Below are 14,980 nucleotides of genomic sequence, written 5' to 3'. Positions count from 1 at the left end.
GGGGTCAGCCCGCCTCGGCGAAGGCCGCGTCCATCTTCTTCGCCGCGTCGCCGGCGGCGGTCTTCACGTCCTTCCGGCCGCTGGCGATCTCCTGGAGCATCGTGGGGACGACGAGCGAGGAGTCGATCCGGCCCCAGGCGGCGGTGGCGGGGACGAACTTGGTGCCGGCGGCGAGGGTGTCGATGAAGGGCTTCACGAAGGGCTTGCGCTCGGCGGCGGCGGCGCGGACGTCGGTGAAGGTGGGCAGGAAGCCCATGGCGTCGAAGAGCTTGGTCTGGGTCTCCTTGCCGGCGAGGCCCTTCATCAGCTCGACGGCGAGGGTGCGGTGCGAGGTGGACTTGAGGACGCCGATGTTGTTGCCGCCGGCGAAGGCGGGGGCGATGGAGCCGGGGGTCGTGCCGGGCAGCGGGACGACGGCGTACTTCCCCTTGACCTGGCCCGCCTCGACGGCGGCGTGGCTGAAGTCTCCGCCGATGGCCATGCCGGCCTTGCCCGCGGCGAAGGCGGTGACGGTGGCGTTTCCGCCCATCTGGGCGCAGGTGGCGGCGGGGCAGTTGTCGTCGCCGAGGAGCGAGGTGTAGGTGCTGAGGCCCTGGACGGCGGCGGGGTCGCCGATGGCCGCCTTGTAGGCGCCGGAGCCGTCCTTCGCGGCGAGGTCGCCGCCGGCCGCCCAGACGAAGGGGAGGGCGCCGTAGGTGTAGGTGCCGCCGACGGCGATGCCGTACAGCTCGGGCCTGGCCTTGCGGATCTTCTTCGCGGTCGTGACGAGCTCGTCCTGGCTCTTGGGGGCGGCGAGGCCGAGTTCCTTGAAGACGTCGGTGCGGTAGTAGAGCGCGCGGACGCCGACGAAGAGCGGGGCGCCGTAGACCTTTCCGCCGACGGTGACGGACTCCTTGGCGGTGGCGTCGCTGTCGGCGGCCTGGTCCCAGGCGGAGAACTCGGCGGTGACGTCGGCGAGTCCGCCGTCCTTGACGTAGCCGGCGGTGTCGGTGTTGCCGAACTCGATGACGTCGGGGGCGGACTTCGGGTCGTTGAAGGCCGCCTTGACGCGCTGGGCGCGGGTCTCGACGGGGATGTACTCGACCTCGACCTCCGCGCCGGGGTGCTTCTTCTCGAAGGCGGCGACGGCCTCGTCGACGACCTTCTCCTTGGGCTGGTTGGCGACCTCCTGGAAGAGCCAGACGCGCAGGGTGCCGGTCTTCTCGTCCCCGCCGGCGGCGGGGGCGGAGGTCTGGGGCGCGCAGGCGGCGAGGACGAGGGCGGCGAGCGGCAGGGCGACGGGCGCGGCGATCCGGGCAGGAAGCTTCATGGCGGTTCCCCTCCGAGCGGCGTTGCAGTATGCGCAACGGGCGTTTCGTTCTGCACAACAACGACGGTGAGGTTAGGCGCGCCCGGCGATCACGACAAGAGGTCTCGACCAATTCAGGCCCGACGGCAGTACCCGAAACGGCCGGGAACAGCCCCCGAACCGCCCCGGAAACGCGGAACGGCCCCCGTCGCGCGCACCCGGAGGTGCGCACGACGGGGGCCGTCCCCGACAGGCCCGCGGAGGGGGTTACTTCCCCTTGCCGCCCTTGTCCTTGTCCTTGTCCCCGCCCGCGCCCATGGACTCGTAGATCTCCTTGCACATCGGGCAGACCGGGTACTTCTTGGGGTCGCGCCCCGGCACCCAGACCTTCCCGCACAGTGCGACGACGGGAGTGCCGTCGAGGGCACTCGCCATGATCTTGTCCTTCTGGACGTAATGGGCGTAGCGCTCGTGGTCGCCGTCACCGTGGGACACCTGCGGCGTCGGCTCGACGAGGGTTCCCGTACCTGCCCCGCGCTCGGGCTCGAGAGTGCTCATGGGACCCAAGGGTACTGAACGCGGCGGGGGTCAGTTGAGCGAAGGGTCGTCGGGATAGGTCGCGATCATCGCGAGTTCGCCGCGCTGGCGGCGCAGGACCTGCCGCCAGAGCGTCTCGGGGGTCGGGGAGGAGACGTCGCCGGGTTCGGACTCGACGACGTACCAGGCTCCTTCGGTCAGTTCGGTCTCCAGCTGGCCGGGGCCCCAGCCCGCGTAGCCGGCGAAGATGCGGAGCGCGCCGAGGGCGGGGCCGAGGAGTTCGGGCGGGGTCTCCAGGTCGACCAGGCCGATCGCGCCGAAGACCCGGCGCCAGCCAATGGGGTCTCCCCTGCTCGAGCGAAGCCGAGAGCTTGGGGAAGGGTCCTCGTAGCCGGGGATGACGGCGAGGCCGAGGGCGGCGTCGAGCGAGACGGGACCGCCCTGGAAGACGACGCCCGGTTCGCCGGCCAGCCCGGCCCAGGCGGCGAGCACGTCGCCGACGGTCACGGGGGTGGGCCGGTTGAGGACCACGCCGAGGGAGCCCTCGTCGTCGTGGTCGAGCAGCAGCACCACCGCGCGGTCGAAGTTCGGATCCGCGAGGGCGGGGGTGGCCACGAGCAGCCGTCCTGTGAGCGAGGACACCTCGGTCATGCGACACATGATCCCGCATCTTCGGCGTGTGCGGGGGTTCTCGGGCGCGATCCCGGGAAACCGGTGGAAGCCGAGCGAGCCTCGCAGGTCGGGAGGGGCGGGACAGGACGGCCCGGACCGCCCGCACCGACCAACCGGACGGTGACAGTCCGCAAGATCGCGGAAACGGAGGGTGTTGTGCCGAATTCATTACATCTGCCAGGCGGCCCCACCGGCCCGATCGGGGTCCAATGGCCCCTTACCCTTTTCTCTGGCCACCCGACCGACGACTCCGGAACGCGAGATTCATGACCGGCACAGACAGTCACGATGTACTGCTCGTCCATGGCGGAACCCCGCTGGAGGGCGAGATCCGCGTTCGCGGCGCGAAGAACCTCGTGCCCAAGGCGATGGTCGCCGCCCTGCTCGGCAGCGGCCCCAGCAGACTGCGCAACGTGCCCGACATCCGTGACGTCCGCGTCGTCCGCGGGCTGCTCCAGCTGCACGGTGTGACGGTCCGCCCCGGGGAGGAGCCCGGCGAGCTGGTGCTCGACCCGACGCACGTCGAGTCCGCCAACGTCGCCGACATCGACGCCCACGCCGGTTCGTCGCGCATCCCGATCCTCTTCTGCGGCCCCCTGCTGCACCGTCTGGGTCACGCCTTCATCCCCGGCCTCGGCGGCTGCGACATCGGCGGCCGGCCCATCGACTTCCACTTCGACGTGCTCCGCCAGTTCGGCGCGACCATCGAGAAGCGGGCCGACGGGCAGTACCTGGAGGCCCCGCAGCGGCTTCGCGGCTGCAAGATCCGCCTCCCGTACCCCTCGGTCGGCTCGACCGAGCAGGTGCTGCTGACGGCGGTGCTCGCCGAGGGCGTCACGGAGCTGTCGAACGCGGCGGTGGAGCCCGAGATCGAGGACCTCATCTGCGTCCTCCAGAAGATGGGCGCCATCATCTCGATGGACACCGACCGGACCATCCGGATCACCGGTGTCGACCGGCTCGACGGCTACACCCACCGGGCCCTCCCGGACCGCCTGGAGGCGGCCTCCTGGGCGTCCGCGGCGCTCGCCACCGAGGGCAACATCTACGTGCGCGGCGCCCAGCAGCGCTCGATGATGACCTTCCTCAACACGTACCGGAAGGTCGGCGGCGCCTTCGAGATCGACGACGAGGGCATCCGCTTCTGGCACCCGGGCGGCTCGCTGAACGCGATCCACCTGGAGACCGACGTCCACCCCGGCTTCCAGACCGACTGGCAGCAGCCGCTGGTCGTCGCCCTGACGCAGGCGTCCGGCCTCTCCATCGTCCACGAGACGGTGTACGAGTCCCGGCTCGGCTTCACCTCGGCGCTGAACCAGATGGGTGCCCACATCCAGCTGTACCGCGAGTGCCTGGGCGGCTCCGACTGCCGCTTCGGCCAGCGCAACTTCCTCCACTCGGCGGTCGTCAGCGGCCCCACCCGTCTCCAGGGCGCCGACCTGGTCATCCCGGACCTGCGCGGCGGCTTCTCGTACCTGATCGCGGCCCTCGCCGCCCAGGGCACCTCGCGGGTCCACGGCATCGAGCTGATCAACCGCGGCTACGAGAACTTCATGGAGAAGCTCGTCGAGCTCGGCGCGAAGGTCGAGCTGCCCGGCAGCGCGCTCGTCTGAGCCCGCCAGGGGCCCTGTGAAGGGCATGCGGAAGGGCGGCCACCCCGGAGGGGGTGGCCGCCCTTTTCGTGCGCCTACAGGCTGCTTACTTGCCCTTGGCGGCTTCCTTGAGCTTCGAGCCCGCGGAGACCTTCACGCTGTAGCCGGCCGGGATGTTGATCGGGTCGCCGGTCTGCGGGTTACGAGCGGTGCGAGCGGCACGGTGGGTGCGCTCGAAGGTCAGGAAGCCGGGGATGGTGACCTTCTCGTCGCCCTTGGCGACGACCTCGCCGACGGTCTCGGCGAGGGCGGCCAGCACGGCGTCGGCGTCCTTGCGGGTCACCTCGGCGCGGTCGGCCAGCGCGGCCACCAGCTCACTGCGGTTCATGTTGTTACTCCCGTGTTCTTCTTGCCTGTGAGGCGTGAGATCGAAGCCGATGCTGCCAGGGGCCTCGGACAGTCCCCGGACCCGGGGTCTGCCTCTCGTGGATCCCTCGCGCCCTGGGGGTTCCCCCCTGGACGAAGTCCTCGGGGGAGCATCCTGCCCCCACCAGCGGCGGGAACGCCAATCCGGCACCCCCTGGGGTCACACGAAGAGCGCCGGAGCCCCCTGGTGGTGACGTAGCGTCGACTCCCCGCAAACGGTGCGGAGCCGAAAAGCCACCCTAAAGGCGGGTTTACGACTCCGCGAATCGCGACACGCTCGGGGTACCGCTCCCCGGTGACGTCAGGCGCCCGCGCCCGCCGTCTTCGCGGCGTTCCGGACGGCGCCCGCGACGGCCCCCGCGACCTTGTCGTTGAAGACCGACGGGATGATGTAGTTCGGGTTCAGCTCGTCCTCGGTGACGACGTCCGCGAGGGCGCTGGCGGCCGCGAGCATCATCTCGGTGTTCACCGTGCGGGACTGCGCGTCGAGCAGACCGCGGAAGACGCCGGGGAAGACCAGGACGTTGTTGATCTGGTTCGGGAAGTCCGAGCGGCCGGTGGCGACGACGGCGGCGGTCTGCCGCGCGGCGGCCGGGTCGACCTCCGGGTCGGGGTTCGCGAGCGCGAACACGATGGCGTCCTCGCCCATCGCGGCCACGTCCTCGGCGCCCAGCAGGTTCGGGGCCGAGACGCCGATGAAGACGTCCGCGCCGACGACGGCCTCCTTGAGGGTGCCGGTGACGCCCTCCGGGTTGGTGTTGTCGGCGATCCAGCGCAGCGGCGAGTCGGCCGGGGCCTCGACCAGGTCCTCGCGGCCGGCGTGCACGACGCCGTGGATGTCGGCGACGACCGCGTGCTTCACGCCGGCGGCGAGCAGCAGCTTCAGGATGGCCGTACCGGCCGCGCCGGCGCCGGACATGACGACCCGTACGTCCCCGATGCCCTTGCCGACGACGCGCAGCGCGTTGGTGAGGGCGGCGAGGACGACGATGGCGGTGCCGTGCTGGTCGTCGTGGAAGACCGGGATGTCCAGGGCCTCGCGGAGCCGGGCCTCGATCTCGAAGCAGCGGGGCGCCGAGATGTCCTCCAGGTTGATGCCCGCGAAGCCGGGGGCGATCGCCTTGACGATGGCGACGATCTCGTCGGTGTCCTGGGTGTCCAGGCAGAGCGGCCAGGCGTCGATGCCGGCGAAGCGCTTGAAGAGGGCGGCCTTGCCCTCCATGACGGGCATGGCGGCCAGCGGGCCGATGTTGCCGAGGCCGAGGACGGCGGAGCCGTCGGTGACGACCGCGACCGTGTTGCGCTTGATGGTGAGGCGGCGGGCGTCCTCGGGGTTCTCGGCGATCGCCATGCACACGCGGGCGACGCCCGGGGTGTAGACCATCGAGAGGTCGTCACGGTTGCGGATGGGGTGCTTGGACGCCATCTCGATCTTGCCGCCGAGGTGCATCAGGAACGTACGGTCGGAGACCTTGCCGAGGACGACGCCCTCGATGTCCCGCAGCCGCTCGACGATCTCGTCGGCGTGCGCGGTGGAGGTCGCGGCGACGGTGACGTCGATCCGGAGCTTCTCGTGGCCCGACGCGGTCACGTCGAGGCCGGTGACGGAGCCTCCGTGGGACTCGACCGCCGCGGTGAGCTGCGAGACCGCGGTGCCGCTCGCGGGCACCTCCAGCCGGACCGTCATCGAGTACGAGACGCTGGGCGCCGTTGCCATGGCCGGGTTCCTCTGCTTTCCCTAGCTTCGTTGCTACGCCGCCCCGGCTGGTCGCCCGGCTTGCGCCCTCCGATGGTCGCACCTACCTGCCGGTAGCAGGTAATGCGGTCATTTTGTTTTCGGAAAGTACTTTCCACCATACGAGAGATGCCGGAGCAACAGAAGAGGCCCCGGTCATCGGAAGACGACCGGGGCCCCAACTTCGTATGTATGTCTAAGTGACACCGACCCGCCATGCTCGCCTCGCGGCAAGTGGTCCCTCTGAGGGACGAAGGTTGGGCCCGGGGGCTTGGATCGAGCCGGTGTCACGACCAGGCTAACAAACCCTCCCCGAAGGTGATTCCCCCGGCGCGTGTTGACCGGAAATCACCTCTCCGGGGGGGGCGGGCTCAGTCCCTCAGGAGGTCCGGCACCCCCGCCTCGTCCGGCAGGTCCCGCTCCCCCGCCAGCACGGTCAGCGCCTGCGTCGAACGGGTGAGGGCCACGTACAGGACGCGCAGGCCGGCCGGGGACTCGTCGGCGATCTCGGCCGGGGAGACGACGAGGGTGGCGTCGTACTCCAGCCCCTTCGCCTCCAGCGAGCCGAGCGCGACGACCCGGTCGCCCAGGCCGTCGAGCCAGCGGGCGGCCTGGGCGCGCCGGTCCATGGCGACGACCACGCCGACCGTGCCCTCGACCCCGGCGAGCAGCCGCTCGGCCTCGGCCCGCACGGTTCCGGCCAGGTCGCCGCCCTTGGCCACGGCGACGAACCGGGGCTCGACGCCGGTCGAGCGGACCGCCCTCGGGGACTCCTTGCCCGGCATGGCGAGGGCGAGGACCTTGGCGGCCAGCTCGGCGATCTCCGCCGGGTTGCGGTAGTTCACGGTCAGCTCGAAGCGGCGGCGCGGCCGGGAGCCCAGCGCCTCGTCGCGGGCGGCGGCGGCCTCGTCCGGGTCGGACCAGGAGGACTGCGCGGGGTCGCCGACGATCGTCCAGGTGGCGTGCCGGCCGCGGCGGCCGACCATCCGCCACTGCATGGGCGTGAGGTCCTGGGCCTCGTCGACGATGACGTGGGCGTACTCGGTCCGCTCGGCGGCGAGCCGCTCGGCCCGCTCGCGCTGGGTCTCCTCGCGCACCGGCATCAGCTCCTCCAGGCCGGTGAGCTGGTCCAGCGGGTCGTACTCCCGCTTCCGCTTGGGCCGGGCGGGGGCGCCGAGCAGGGTGTGCAGCTCGTCGAGGAGGGCCACGTCGTGGACGGACAGGCCCGGACGGCGCAGCGAGCGGGCGATCCGGCGGACCTCGCCGGGGTTGAGGATCCGGCGGGCCCAGCGGCCGAGCCGCTTCTCGTCGCCCATGGCGTCGAGCACCCTGCGCGGGGCCAGTTCGGGCCACCAGGCGTCGAGGAAGCCGATGAAGGCGTCCTCGGTGGAGACGTCCTCGTCGAAGGAGGAGCGCAGCTCGGCGGCGAGCTCGGGGTCGCTGTGCCGGCCCGCGGCGCCCGAGCGGGAGTAGAGGGCGTCGAGGAGGAGGCGGCGGGCGCGGGGCCGGAGCAGGTTGACGGGGGCGGTGCCGGACAGCACGTTCTGCCGGATCCGCCGCAGCTCGCCCTCCTCCAGCTCCAGCCGGCGCCCGAAGGCGACGACGCGGAGCAGCTTGGGCGTGTCGGGGGCGTCCAGGGCGCCGCGGGCGGCCTTGCGGAGCACGGCGAGCATCCGGGAGGAGCCCTTGATCCGGGAGACGGCGGGCTCGTCGTAGGCGTCGGCGACGCCGCCCGCGGCGTCCTCGGCGAGGTCGCCGAGGGCCCGGATGGCGACCTGCCCCTCCTCGCCGAGGGAGGGCAGCACGCCCTCGGTGTACGAGACGAGCAGCGGCGTCGGGGAGACGATGAGGATGCCGCCGGAGTAGCGCCTGCGGTCCTGGTAGAGCAGGTACGCGGCGCGGTGCAGGGCCACGGCGGTCTTCCCGGTGCCGGGTCCGCCCTCGACGTACGTGACGGAGGCGGCGGGGGCGCGGATGACGAGGTCCTGCTCGGCCTGGATGGACGAGACGATGTCGCGCATCGAGTGGCCGCGGGCCTGGCCGAGGGCGGCCATGAGGGCGCCGTCGCCGATGACGGGCAGTTCGGCGCCGTCCAGAGTGGCCCTGAGCTCGGGGCGCATCAGGTCGTCCTCGACGCCGAGGACGCGCCGCCCCTTGGAGCGGATGACGCGGCGCCGGACGACGCGGCCCGGCTCGACGGGCGTGGAGCGGTAGAAGGGCGCGGCGGCGGGGGCGCGCCAGTCGATGACGAGCGGGGAGTAGTCGGCGTCCAGGACGCCGATGCGGCCGATGTGCAGGGTCTCGCCGATGTCGGCGGTGTTGTCGGGCCGGATGGCGTCGTCGGCGGGCTCGACGGACGTGTGGGCGCCGTCGGGTCCCCTGACCCCGTCCTTGCCCTCCAGGAGGTCGATCCGCCCGAACAGGAAGTCCTCGAACTCGTTGTTGAGCCGGTTGAGGTGGACACCGGCGCGGAAGACCTGGGCGTCGCGCTCGGCGAGGGCGCCGGGTGTGCCGACGTGTCCCTTCTGGGCGGCGTCGTTCATCAGGAACTCCGCCTCGTGGATCTTCTCCTCCAGGCGGCGGTAGACCTGATCCAGATGTTCCTGCTCGACGCCGATCTCACGGTCTCTGACCGTGTCGACGGCTTCCTGCGCGGCCACTAAGGCCCCCTTCTGACGTGCACTGGGCAGCCGTCAAAGGTACGCCACCGGTGGCTTCCGTGTCAGGCGAGGGGAGGGGCCTGATCGTGCAGGATCCGCTGGAAGAGGTGGTGATCGCGCCATTCCCCGGCGATGTGGAGGTAGCGCGGGGCGGTGCCGATCCGCTCGAAGCCGTTCTTGGCGAGGACGCGCTGCGAGGTGTGGTTGTCGAGCAGGGTGCACGCCTCGATCCGGTGCAGCCCGAGCACGTCGCGGGAGGCCCGGCAGACCTCCTGGGTGAGGGCGGTGGCGATGCCCCGCCCGCCGTACCGGGGGTCCACCCAGTACCCGAGCGAGGCGCTCCGGAAGGGTCCGAGGACGATCCCGGAGAGGGTCGCGGCGCCGACGATCCGCTCCCCGTCGACGGCGAACCACCGCCGTCCGCCGTCGGCGAGCCGCTCGGCCTGGGCCTCGGCCGTGTAGTACCTCTCGGCCCGATCCGGCTCCCAGGGGCGCATGTGGGCCCGGTTCCGCGCGAGCGCGTCGGCGAGCGCCCCCGCGTCCGCCGCGCGCGCCTCCCTGATGCCCACCCCATCGCTCATGTGCCGTACGGTACCCGGCCCGGGTCACGGCGTGTCGGGGCCCTCGGCGAGGGGGTCGAGGGAGAGGCGGTAGCCCCGCTTGACGACGGTCTGGATGAGCTTGGGGACGCCGAGGGAGGCGCGGAGGCGGGCCATCGCCGTCTCCACCGCGTGTTCGTCGCGGCCCGAGCCGGGCAGCGCGCGGAGGAGGTCGGCGCGGGAGACGACCCAGCCGGGGCGCCGGGCGAGGAGGCCGAGGAGCGCCATCCCGGCCGGCGGTACGGGCCGCAGCTCGCCGTCGACGAGGACGGCGTGGCCCCGGATCTCGACGCGGTGTCCCGCGACGGGCAGCGCCCGGGACCGCGCGGGCAGTTCGGTGCACAGGAGCTGCACGAGCGGCCCGAGCCGGAACCGTTCGGGCTGGTGGGTGGGGATCTCCTCGGCCTGGAGCGGCAGCGCCGTCACGGGCCCCACGCACACCGCGAGCACCTCGTGCCGCAGCGCCTCGACGACCCGGTCCCGTACCCCCCGGTCCCCCGCCCGCGCGAAGAGCGAGGCGGCGGCCGGCGCGCTGGTGAAGGCGACGGCGTCGACGGAGCCGGACAGCACCGCGTCGATGAGCCGGTCGAGCGGGCCCAGGTCCTCGGGCGGCATCCACCGGTAGACGGGGACGCCGAGGACGGTCGCCCCTGCGGCGGTGAGCGCCTCGACGAAGCCGGGGAGCGGTTCGCCGTGGAGCTGGACGGCGACCCGACGCCCGGCGACGCCCTCGGCGAGGAGCCGGTCGAGCACCTCGGCCATGGACTCGGAGGAGGGCGACCAGGACTCGGTGAGTCCGGCGGCCCGTACGGCCCCCTTGACCTTGGGCCCGCGGGCGAGGAGTTCGACCCCGCGGAGGGTGTCGAGGAGTTCGGTGCCGTGTCCCCAGCCCTCGGCCGCCTCGACCCAGCCGCGGAAGCCGATCGCGGTGGTGGCGACGACGACGTCCGGCCTGTTGCCGATGATCTCCTTGGTGGCGGCGAGGAGTTCGGTGTCGTCGGCGAGGGGGACGATCCGCAGCGCGGGTCCGTGCACGACGGCCGCGCCGCGCCGGCGCAGCAGGGCGATGAGTTCGTCCGCGCGCCTGGCCGCGGTGACGCCGACGGTGAAGCCGGCGAGGGGTCCGTGTTCGTGCTGGTCCATGGGCATCGAGAGTGGCGCGGACGCGTGACGGTCGGGGTTCACGCGTATTTCCTGGTCGTTACGGTACGCGCCCTGCACGCCGGCTCACACCTTCGCGAATCCGGGCCGGGTCTCCGGCTCCTCGGCGGTCTCTGCGGTGTCGGGGACGACGGGCGGGCGGCGAAGGTATACCGCCCAGGTGACGGCCATGCAGGCGGCGTAGTAGGCGAGGAAGGCGACGAAGGCCCCGGTGCCGGTGCCGACGGTCTGGAAGGACTGGCGGAAGGCGAGGTTGATGCCGAGGCCGCCGAGGGCGCCGATGGCCCCGATGAGGCCCATGGAGGCGCCGGAGAGGCGGCGTCCGTAGGACTCGGCGGCCTCGCCGGCGAGGCCCTTGCGGTGGCCCTGGGCGAGGAAGATCGCCGGGATCATCTTGAAGGTGGAGCCGTTGCCGAGGCCGCTGAGGACGAAGAGGGCGATGAAGCCGACGAGGAAGACGGTGAGGGACTCGGTCACCGAGGCGTAGATGACGACTCCGGTGGCGGCGGACATGGCGGCGAAGGTGGCGAGGGTGATGCGGGCGCCGCCGTGCCTGTCGGCGAGGGAGCCGCCGAAGGGGCGGATGAGGGAGCCGAGCAGGGGGCCGATGAAGGTGAGCGAGGCGGCCTGGAGCGGGGTGCGGCCGAACTGGGTCTGGAGGACCAGGCCGAAGGCGAAGCTGTAGCCGATGAAGGAGCCGAAGCTGCCGATGTACAGGAACGCCATGATCCAGGTGTGGCGGGCCCGTACGGACTCGCGGACGGCCCCGGTGTCGTTCTTCACGGGCGTGAGGTTGTCCATGAAGAGCGCGGAGCAGACGACGGCGATCACGACGAGCGGCAGGTAGACGCCGAGGACGATCCTCGGGTGCATCGCGCCGGCGGTGCCGATGACGAGGAGGCCGACGAGCTGGAGGACGGGGACGCCGATGTTGCCGCCGCCCGCGTTGAGGCCGAGCGCCCAGCCCTTCTTCCGGAGCGGGAAGAAGGCGTTGATGTTGGTCATGGAGGAGGCGAAGTTGCCGCCGCCGACGCCGGTGAGGGCCGCCACCAGGACGAAGGTGGAATAGGAAGTGCCGGGTTCCATCACGGCGTACGCGAAGCCGGTCGGCAGGAGCAGCAACAGGGCGCTGAAGACCGTCCAGTTGCGGCCGCCGAAGCGGGCGACGGCGAAGGTGTACGGGATGCGGATCAGCGCGCCCACGAAGGTCGCGGTGGCGATGAGGAAGAACTTGCCCGCGGGGTCGATGCCGTACTGAGGTCCCATGAAGAGGACCATCACGGACCACAGGCTCCAGATGGAGAAGCCGATGTGCTCGGAGAGGACGGAGAAGGCGAGGTTGCGCCGGGCGATCCGCTCGCCCTTCTCCCTCCAGAAGGTCTCGTCCTCCGGCTCCCAGACATCGATCCAGCGCCCGCCCATCTCGCACCTCCACGGTGTCGGACCCGGTCCCGGATCCTGGTGTCCCCGACGCTAGGGAGGACGCGTTTCAAGGCCGTGCCGCGACGTGTCGTCGGCGGAACCTTGCTCTCACCCGGACCGGCCGGGCCGTGTGAGCGGAGCCGTGGGCACGCCCGGCACTCCGGGCACGCCCGGCTCGTCCTCCGGCAGCCAGGAGTCCGCCGGGCGCTCCAGCCAGCCCTCCCGCTCCCCCAGTTCGGCGGCGGCCCGCCGGAGGGCGTCGAGGCCGGGGTGGCGCAGTCCCTTGCGCCAGACCAGGCTCACGGGCGACAGGGGGACGGGGTCGACGAGGGGCCGCAGGACGCAGCCGGGCATGGGCGGGAAGCCGGTGACGGCGAGGACCGGGTGCCGGTGCTTGGCCATGATCCGCTGGAACTCCTCCGTGCCGACGGCGAGCGGCGCGGGCGGCGAGAGGCGGATGCCGCGGCCGGCGAAGAGCCGCACGGCGAGGTCGGTCCACTCGGGGGTGCGGTCGTTGCCCGCGCCGGCGTAGAGGACCTCGCCGGTGAGCCGGGCCAGCGGCACCTCGGGCAGGGGGGCCAGCTCGTGGTCCTCGGGCAGGATCACCGCCATCGGCTCGTACCGCACGAACCGCGCGTCGAGCCGGGCCCGCAGCCCGGGCGCCAGCCCCCCGTACCGTCCGAAGGAGGCGTCGAGCCGGCCGGCCAGGATCTCCCGCACGGCGCCGGTGAGCCCGGACTCGAAGCGGGCCATCAGCTCCTGTTCCGGGGCGAGTTCGCGGGCGCGGCGCAGGATGCGGTCGTGGACGAGGCCGGGCGTGTTCAGGTCGACGAGCAGCGGGCGCGGCTCGGCCCGGAAGGCGTCGCGGAGCGCGTCGTGGGCGTCGAGGACCCGGCGGGCGTACGGCAGGAGCCGCTCGCCGTCCGGGGTGAGGGCGACCTGCCGGGTGGTCCGTACGAAGAGCTGCGCGCCGACCTCGCGCTCCAGGCGCCGGACGTCCCGGCTGAGCGCCTGCTGGGCGACGAAGAGGCGCCCGGCGGCACGGGTGAAGTGCAGTTCCTCGGCGACGGCGGTGAAGGCGCGCAGCAGCCGGGGTTCGATGTCGTACGGAGTGGCCACCCGCCGCATTCAACAACACAGGTGCGTGAATGGCGACCTCACAGGTGTTGGACGCCGCGGCCGCCCCGCCCCGAGCCTGGTGCCATGTCTCACCCGGACCTCGCGCCCGCCCCGGACCTCACCCCGCCTCCGGCTCCGGCCCCGCCGCCCCGCAACCCCTACCTCCGGCTCTTCGCCCTCCCCGGCACGCGCGCGTTCACCGCCGGGAACCTGATAGCCCGGCTGCCGGCGGGCATGTTCGGGGTCAGCGCGGTGATCATGATCTCGGGGGCGTACGACTCCTACGCGCTGGCGGGCGCGGTCACCGCGACGGGTCTGGTGGCGGGCGCGCTGACGGCGCCCTGGGTGGCCCGGCTCGTGGACCGGCACGGGCAGGCCAGGATCGCCCTCCCGGCCACGCTCGTCGCCGTCCTGGGCCATCTGGCGCTGCTGCTCTGTGTGCACGGGCACGCGCCCGCGTGGGCGCTGTTCTGCGCGATCGTGCCGACCGCCGCCGCCCCGAACACCGGCGGCATGTCCCGGGCCCGCTGGGCGCACCTGCTGCGGGGCGACGCGGCCGCGCTGCACACCGCGAACGCCTTCGAGCAGGCCGCCGACGAACTGTGCTTCATGCTCGGCCCGGTGCTCGCCGCGACGCTCGGCTCGGCGCTCTTCCCGGAGGCGGGCACGCTGGTGGCCGCCGCCCTCCTCCTGACCGGCGTGCTGCTCTTCACCGCGCAGCGCGCGACCGAGCCGCCGGTCGCCCCGCGCACCTCGGCGGGCTCGCCGCTGCGCGCCCCGGGGATGGTGCCGCTGCTGGTCGTCTTCCTCGCGGTGGGCGCGATCTTCGGCGCGATGGAGGTGACGACCCTGGCGTTCGTGGACGGCCCGCTCGCGGGCCCGGTCCTGGCGCTCCAGGCGGCGGGCTCCTGCGCGGCCGGCCTGCTCTACGGCCGGGCCCGCCGCACGGCCGGCCTGCGCGCCTGCCTGGCGGCGATGACGCTCCTGATGGCGGCGCCGCTGCTGATGGCCCCCACGGGCTCGCTCCTGGCGCTCGCCGCCGGCCTCCTGGTGGCGGGGATGGCGACGGCGCCCACGATGGTCACGGGCATGGCCCTGGTGCAGCGGCTGACCCCGCCCGCCCAGCTGAACGAGGGCATGACGCTGGCCGTGACCGCCCTGCTGGCCGGCATCGCCACCGGCTCCGCCGCCGGGGGCTGGACCGCCGACCACGCCCCGTCCCCGGCGCTCGGCTTCGCCCTCCCGGTGACGGCGGCGGCCGTGGCGCTGCTCCTGTCGCTGCGGACGGACATGACGAAGGCCCGGCGGTCCTGACGGACCACCGGGCCTTCGCCCACATGGGATGAGTGGAGATGGCGGGAATCGAACCCGCGTCCAACGGTGCGGAACCAGGGCTTCTCCGTGTGCAGTCTGGTACGAGTTTCTCAGCCCTCCGGATCACCCAGACAAGTCCGGAACGGGCTCAGTCACTGTTTGATTTCCCTCTTCACCCCGTGACCGGGATCAAGGTTTAGTCCCCTTCATGATGCCAGGATCCGGGTCGGGAACAGCCCCGGGCTGACACTTCGCAAGTCGCTACTTAGGCAGCGAGGGCGAAGGAATCGCGCTTGGTGTTGGCGATTATTGGTTTCGGCGCGTGGTTTACGAGATCATTGCCGCTTCCTCGACACGCTTCCCCTGCTTCGACATCCGCTGTCGAAACCGATCATCCCCATGTTGATTTTTCAATCCGCGCACCCTCTGTGGGGTGCGTGGTCCATCGTACGTGA

At 72.2% G+C, this 14,980-nt stretch carries 12 protein-coding genes and 1 other RNA gene; 2 read left to right on the top strand and 11 right to left on the bottom strand.

Annotated elements, in window-relative coordinates; translation table 11 throughout:
- Positions 1-4 precede the first annotated feature (4 nt).
- From ACFXMG_RS31500 to ACFXMG_RS31490, 3 genes are all read right to left on the bottom strand, one after another.
- Entirely contained in the window at positions 5-1,309 is a 1,305-nt protein-coding gene (locus ACFXMG_RS31500) for an extracellular solute-binding protein (RefSeq protein WP_383829614.1), read from the bottom strand.
- Between the two features lie 246 nt (positions 1,310-1,555).
- Positions 1,556-1,846 carry a DUF3039 domain-containing protein gene (locus tag ACFXMG_RS31495; RefSeq protein ID WP_382535969.1) on the bottom strand — a complete coding sequence of 97 codons (291 nt, stop codon included), beginning with the start codon at positions 1,844-1,846 and terminating at the stop codon, positions 1,556-1,558.
- A gap of 30 nt (positions 1,847-1,876) precedes the next feature.
- Complete coding sequence (locus ACFXMG_RS31490) at positions 1,877-2,476, bottom strand: YqgE/AlgH family protein (protein ID WP_383829885.1); 600 nt, start codon at positions 2,474-2,476, stop codon at positions 1,877-1,879.
- 287 nt (positions 2,477-2,763) lie between these two features.
- On the opposite strand from ACFXMG_RS31490, the gene murA reads away from it, so the two are divergent.
- The gene (gene murA, locus ACFXMG_RS31485; RefSeq protein WP_030324469.1) at positions 2,764-4,110 is read left to right on the top strand and encodes a UDP-N-acetylglucosamine 1-carboxyvinyltransferase; all 1,347 of its coding nucleotides are present in this window, start codon (positions 2,764-2,766) and stop codon (positions 4,108-4,110) included.
- Between the two features lie 85 nt (positions 4,111-4,195).
- Here the strand turns inward: murA and ACFXMG_RS31480 are convergent, their stop codons facing one another.
- From ACFXMG_RS31480 to ACFXMG_RS31450, 7 genes are all read right to left on the bottom strand, one after another.
- A complete protein-coding gene (locus ACFXMG_RS31480) occupies positions 4,196-4,477 on the bottom strand; it encodes an HU family DNA-binding protein (RefSeq protein ID WP_017237029.1) in 282 nt (93 codons plus the stop codon).
- 339 nt (positions 4,478-4,816) lie between these two features.
- Positions 4,817-6,232 carry an NAD-dependent malic enzyme gene (locus tag ACFXMG_RS31475; protein WP_383829889.1) on the bottom strand — a complete coding sequence of 472 codons (1,416 nt, stop codon included), beginning with the start codon at positions 6,230-6,232 and terminating at the stop codon, positions 4,817-4,819.
- A gap of 389 nt (positions 6,233-6,621) precedes the next feature.
- The gene (locus ACFXMG_RS31470; RefSeq protein WP_383829892.1) at positions 6,622-8,910 is read right to left on the bottom strand and encodes a HelD family protein; all 2,289 of its coding nucleotides are present in this window, start codon (positions 8,908-8,910) and stop codon (positions 6,622-6,624) included.
- Positions 8,911-8,972: 62 nt separating this feature from the next.
- Positions 8,973-9,491, bottom strand: a complete 519-nt coding sequence (locus tag ACFXMG_RS31465) for a GNAT family N-acetyltransferase (RefSeq protein ID WP_383829898.1) — start codon at positions 9,489-9,491, stop codon at positions 8,973-8,975.
- A 24-nt stretch (positions 9,492-9,515) separates the two neighbouring features.
- Positions 9,516-10,652, bottom strand: coding sequence for a uroporphyrinogen-III synthase (locus ACFXMG_RS31460; RefSeq protein ID WP_383829901.1), 1,137 nt, complete (start codon positions 10,650-10,652; stop codon positions 9,516-9,518).
- A gap of 84 nt (positions 10,653-10,736) precedes the next feature.
- Positions 10,737-12,092: a nitrate/nitrite transporter gene (locus ACFXMG_RS31455; protein ID WP_383829904.1), complete on the bottom strand. Its 1,356-nt coding sequence runs from the start codon at positions 12,090-12,092 to the stop codon at positions 10,737-10,739.
- A gap of 108 nt (positions 12,093-12,200) precedes the next feature.
- Complete coding sequence (locus ACFXMG_RS31450; protein ID WP_383829907.1) at positions 12,201-13,211, bottom strand: LysR family transcriptional regulator; 1,011 nt, start codon at positions 13,209-13,211, stop codon at positions 12,201-12,203.
- Between the two features lie 84 nt (positions 13,212-13,295).
- Here ACFXMG_RS31450 and ACFXMG_RS31445 point away from each other — a divergent pair, with 84 nt between their 5' ends.
- Entirely contained in the window at positions 13,296-14,525 is a 1,230-nt protein-coding gene (locus ACFXMG_RS31445; protein ID WP_383829909.1) for an MFS transporter, read from the top strand.
- 30 nt (positions 14,526-14,555) lie between these two features.
- Here the strand turns inward: ACFXMG_RS31445 and ssrA are convergent.
- Positions 14,556-14,924, bottom strand: a transfer-messenger RNA (tmRNA) gene (gene ssrA, locus ACFXMG_RS31440).
- Positions 14,925-14,980: the final 56 nt, after the last annotated feature.

This window comes from Streptomyces sp. NPDC059201 (genome assembly GCF_042754585.1).
In the GTDB taxonomy this organism is placed as follows: Bacteria; Actinomycetota; Actinomycetes; order Streptomycetales; family Streptomycetaceae; genus Streptomyces.
This window is presented reverse-complemented; position numbering and strand designations above follow the sequence as displayed.

Coding starts and splice junctions, on each gene's coding strand:
- ACFXMG_RS31500 (WP_383829614.1), bottom strand. CDS start 1,309: ATGAAGCTTCCTGCCCGGATCGCCGCGCCCGTCGCCCTGCCGCTCGCC.
- ACFXMG_RS31495 (WP_382535969.1), bottom strand. CDS start 1,846: ATGAGCACTCTCGAGCCCGAGCGCGGGGCAGGTACGGGAACCCTCGTC.
- ACFXMG_RS31490 (WP_383829885.1), bottom strand. CDS start 2,476: ATGACCGAGGTGTCCTCGCTCACAGGACGGCTGCTCGTGGCCACCCCC.
- murA (WP_030324469.1), top strand. CDS start 2,764: ATGACCGGCACAGACAGTCACGATGTACTGCTCGTCCATGGCGGAACC.
- ACFXMG_RS31480 (WP_017237029.1), bottom strand. CDS start 4,477: ATGAACCGCAGTGAGCTGGTGGCCGCGCTGGCCGACCGCGCCGAGGTG.
- ACFXMG_RS31475 (WP_383829889.1), bottom strand. CDS start 6,232: ATGGCAACGGCGCCCAGCGTCTCGTACTCGATGACGGTCCGGCTGGAG.
- ACFXMG_RS31465 (WP_383829898.1), bottom strand. CDS start 9,491: ATGAGCGATGGGGTGGGCATCAGGGAGGCGCGCGCGGCGGACGCGGGG.
- ACFXMG_RS31460 (WP_383829901.1), bottom strand. CDS start 10,652: ATGGACCAGCACGAACACGGACCCCTCGCCGGCTTCACCGTCGGCGTC.
- ACFXMG_RS31455 (WP_383829904.1), bottom strand. CDS start 12,092: ATGGGCGGGCGCTGGATCGATGTCTGGGAGCCGGAGGACGAGACCTTC.
- ACFXMG_RS31445 (WP_383829909.1), top strand. CDS start 13,296: ATGTCTCACCCGGACCTCGCGCCCGCCCCGGACCTCACCCCGCCTCCG.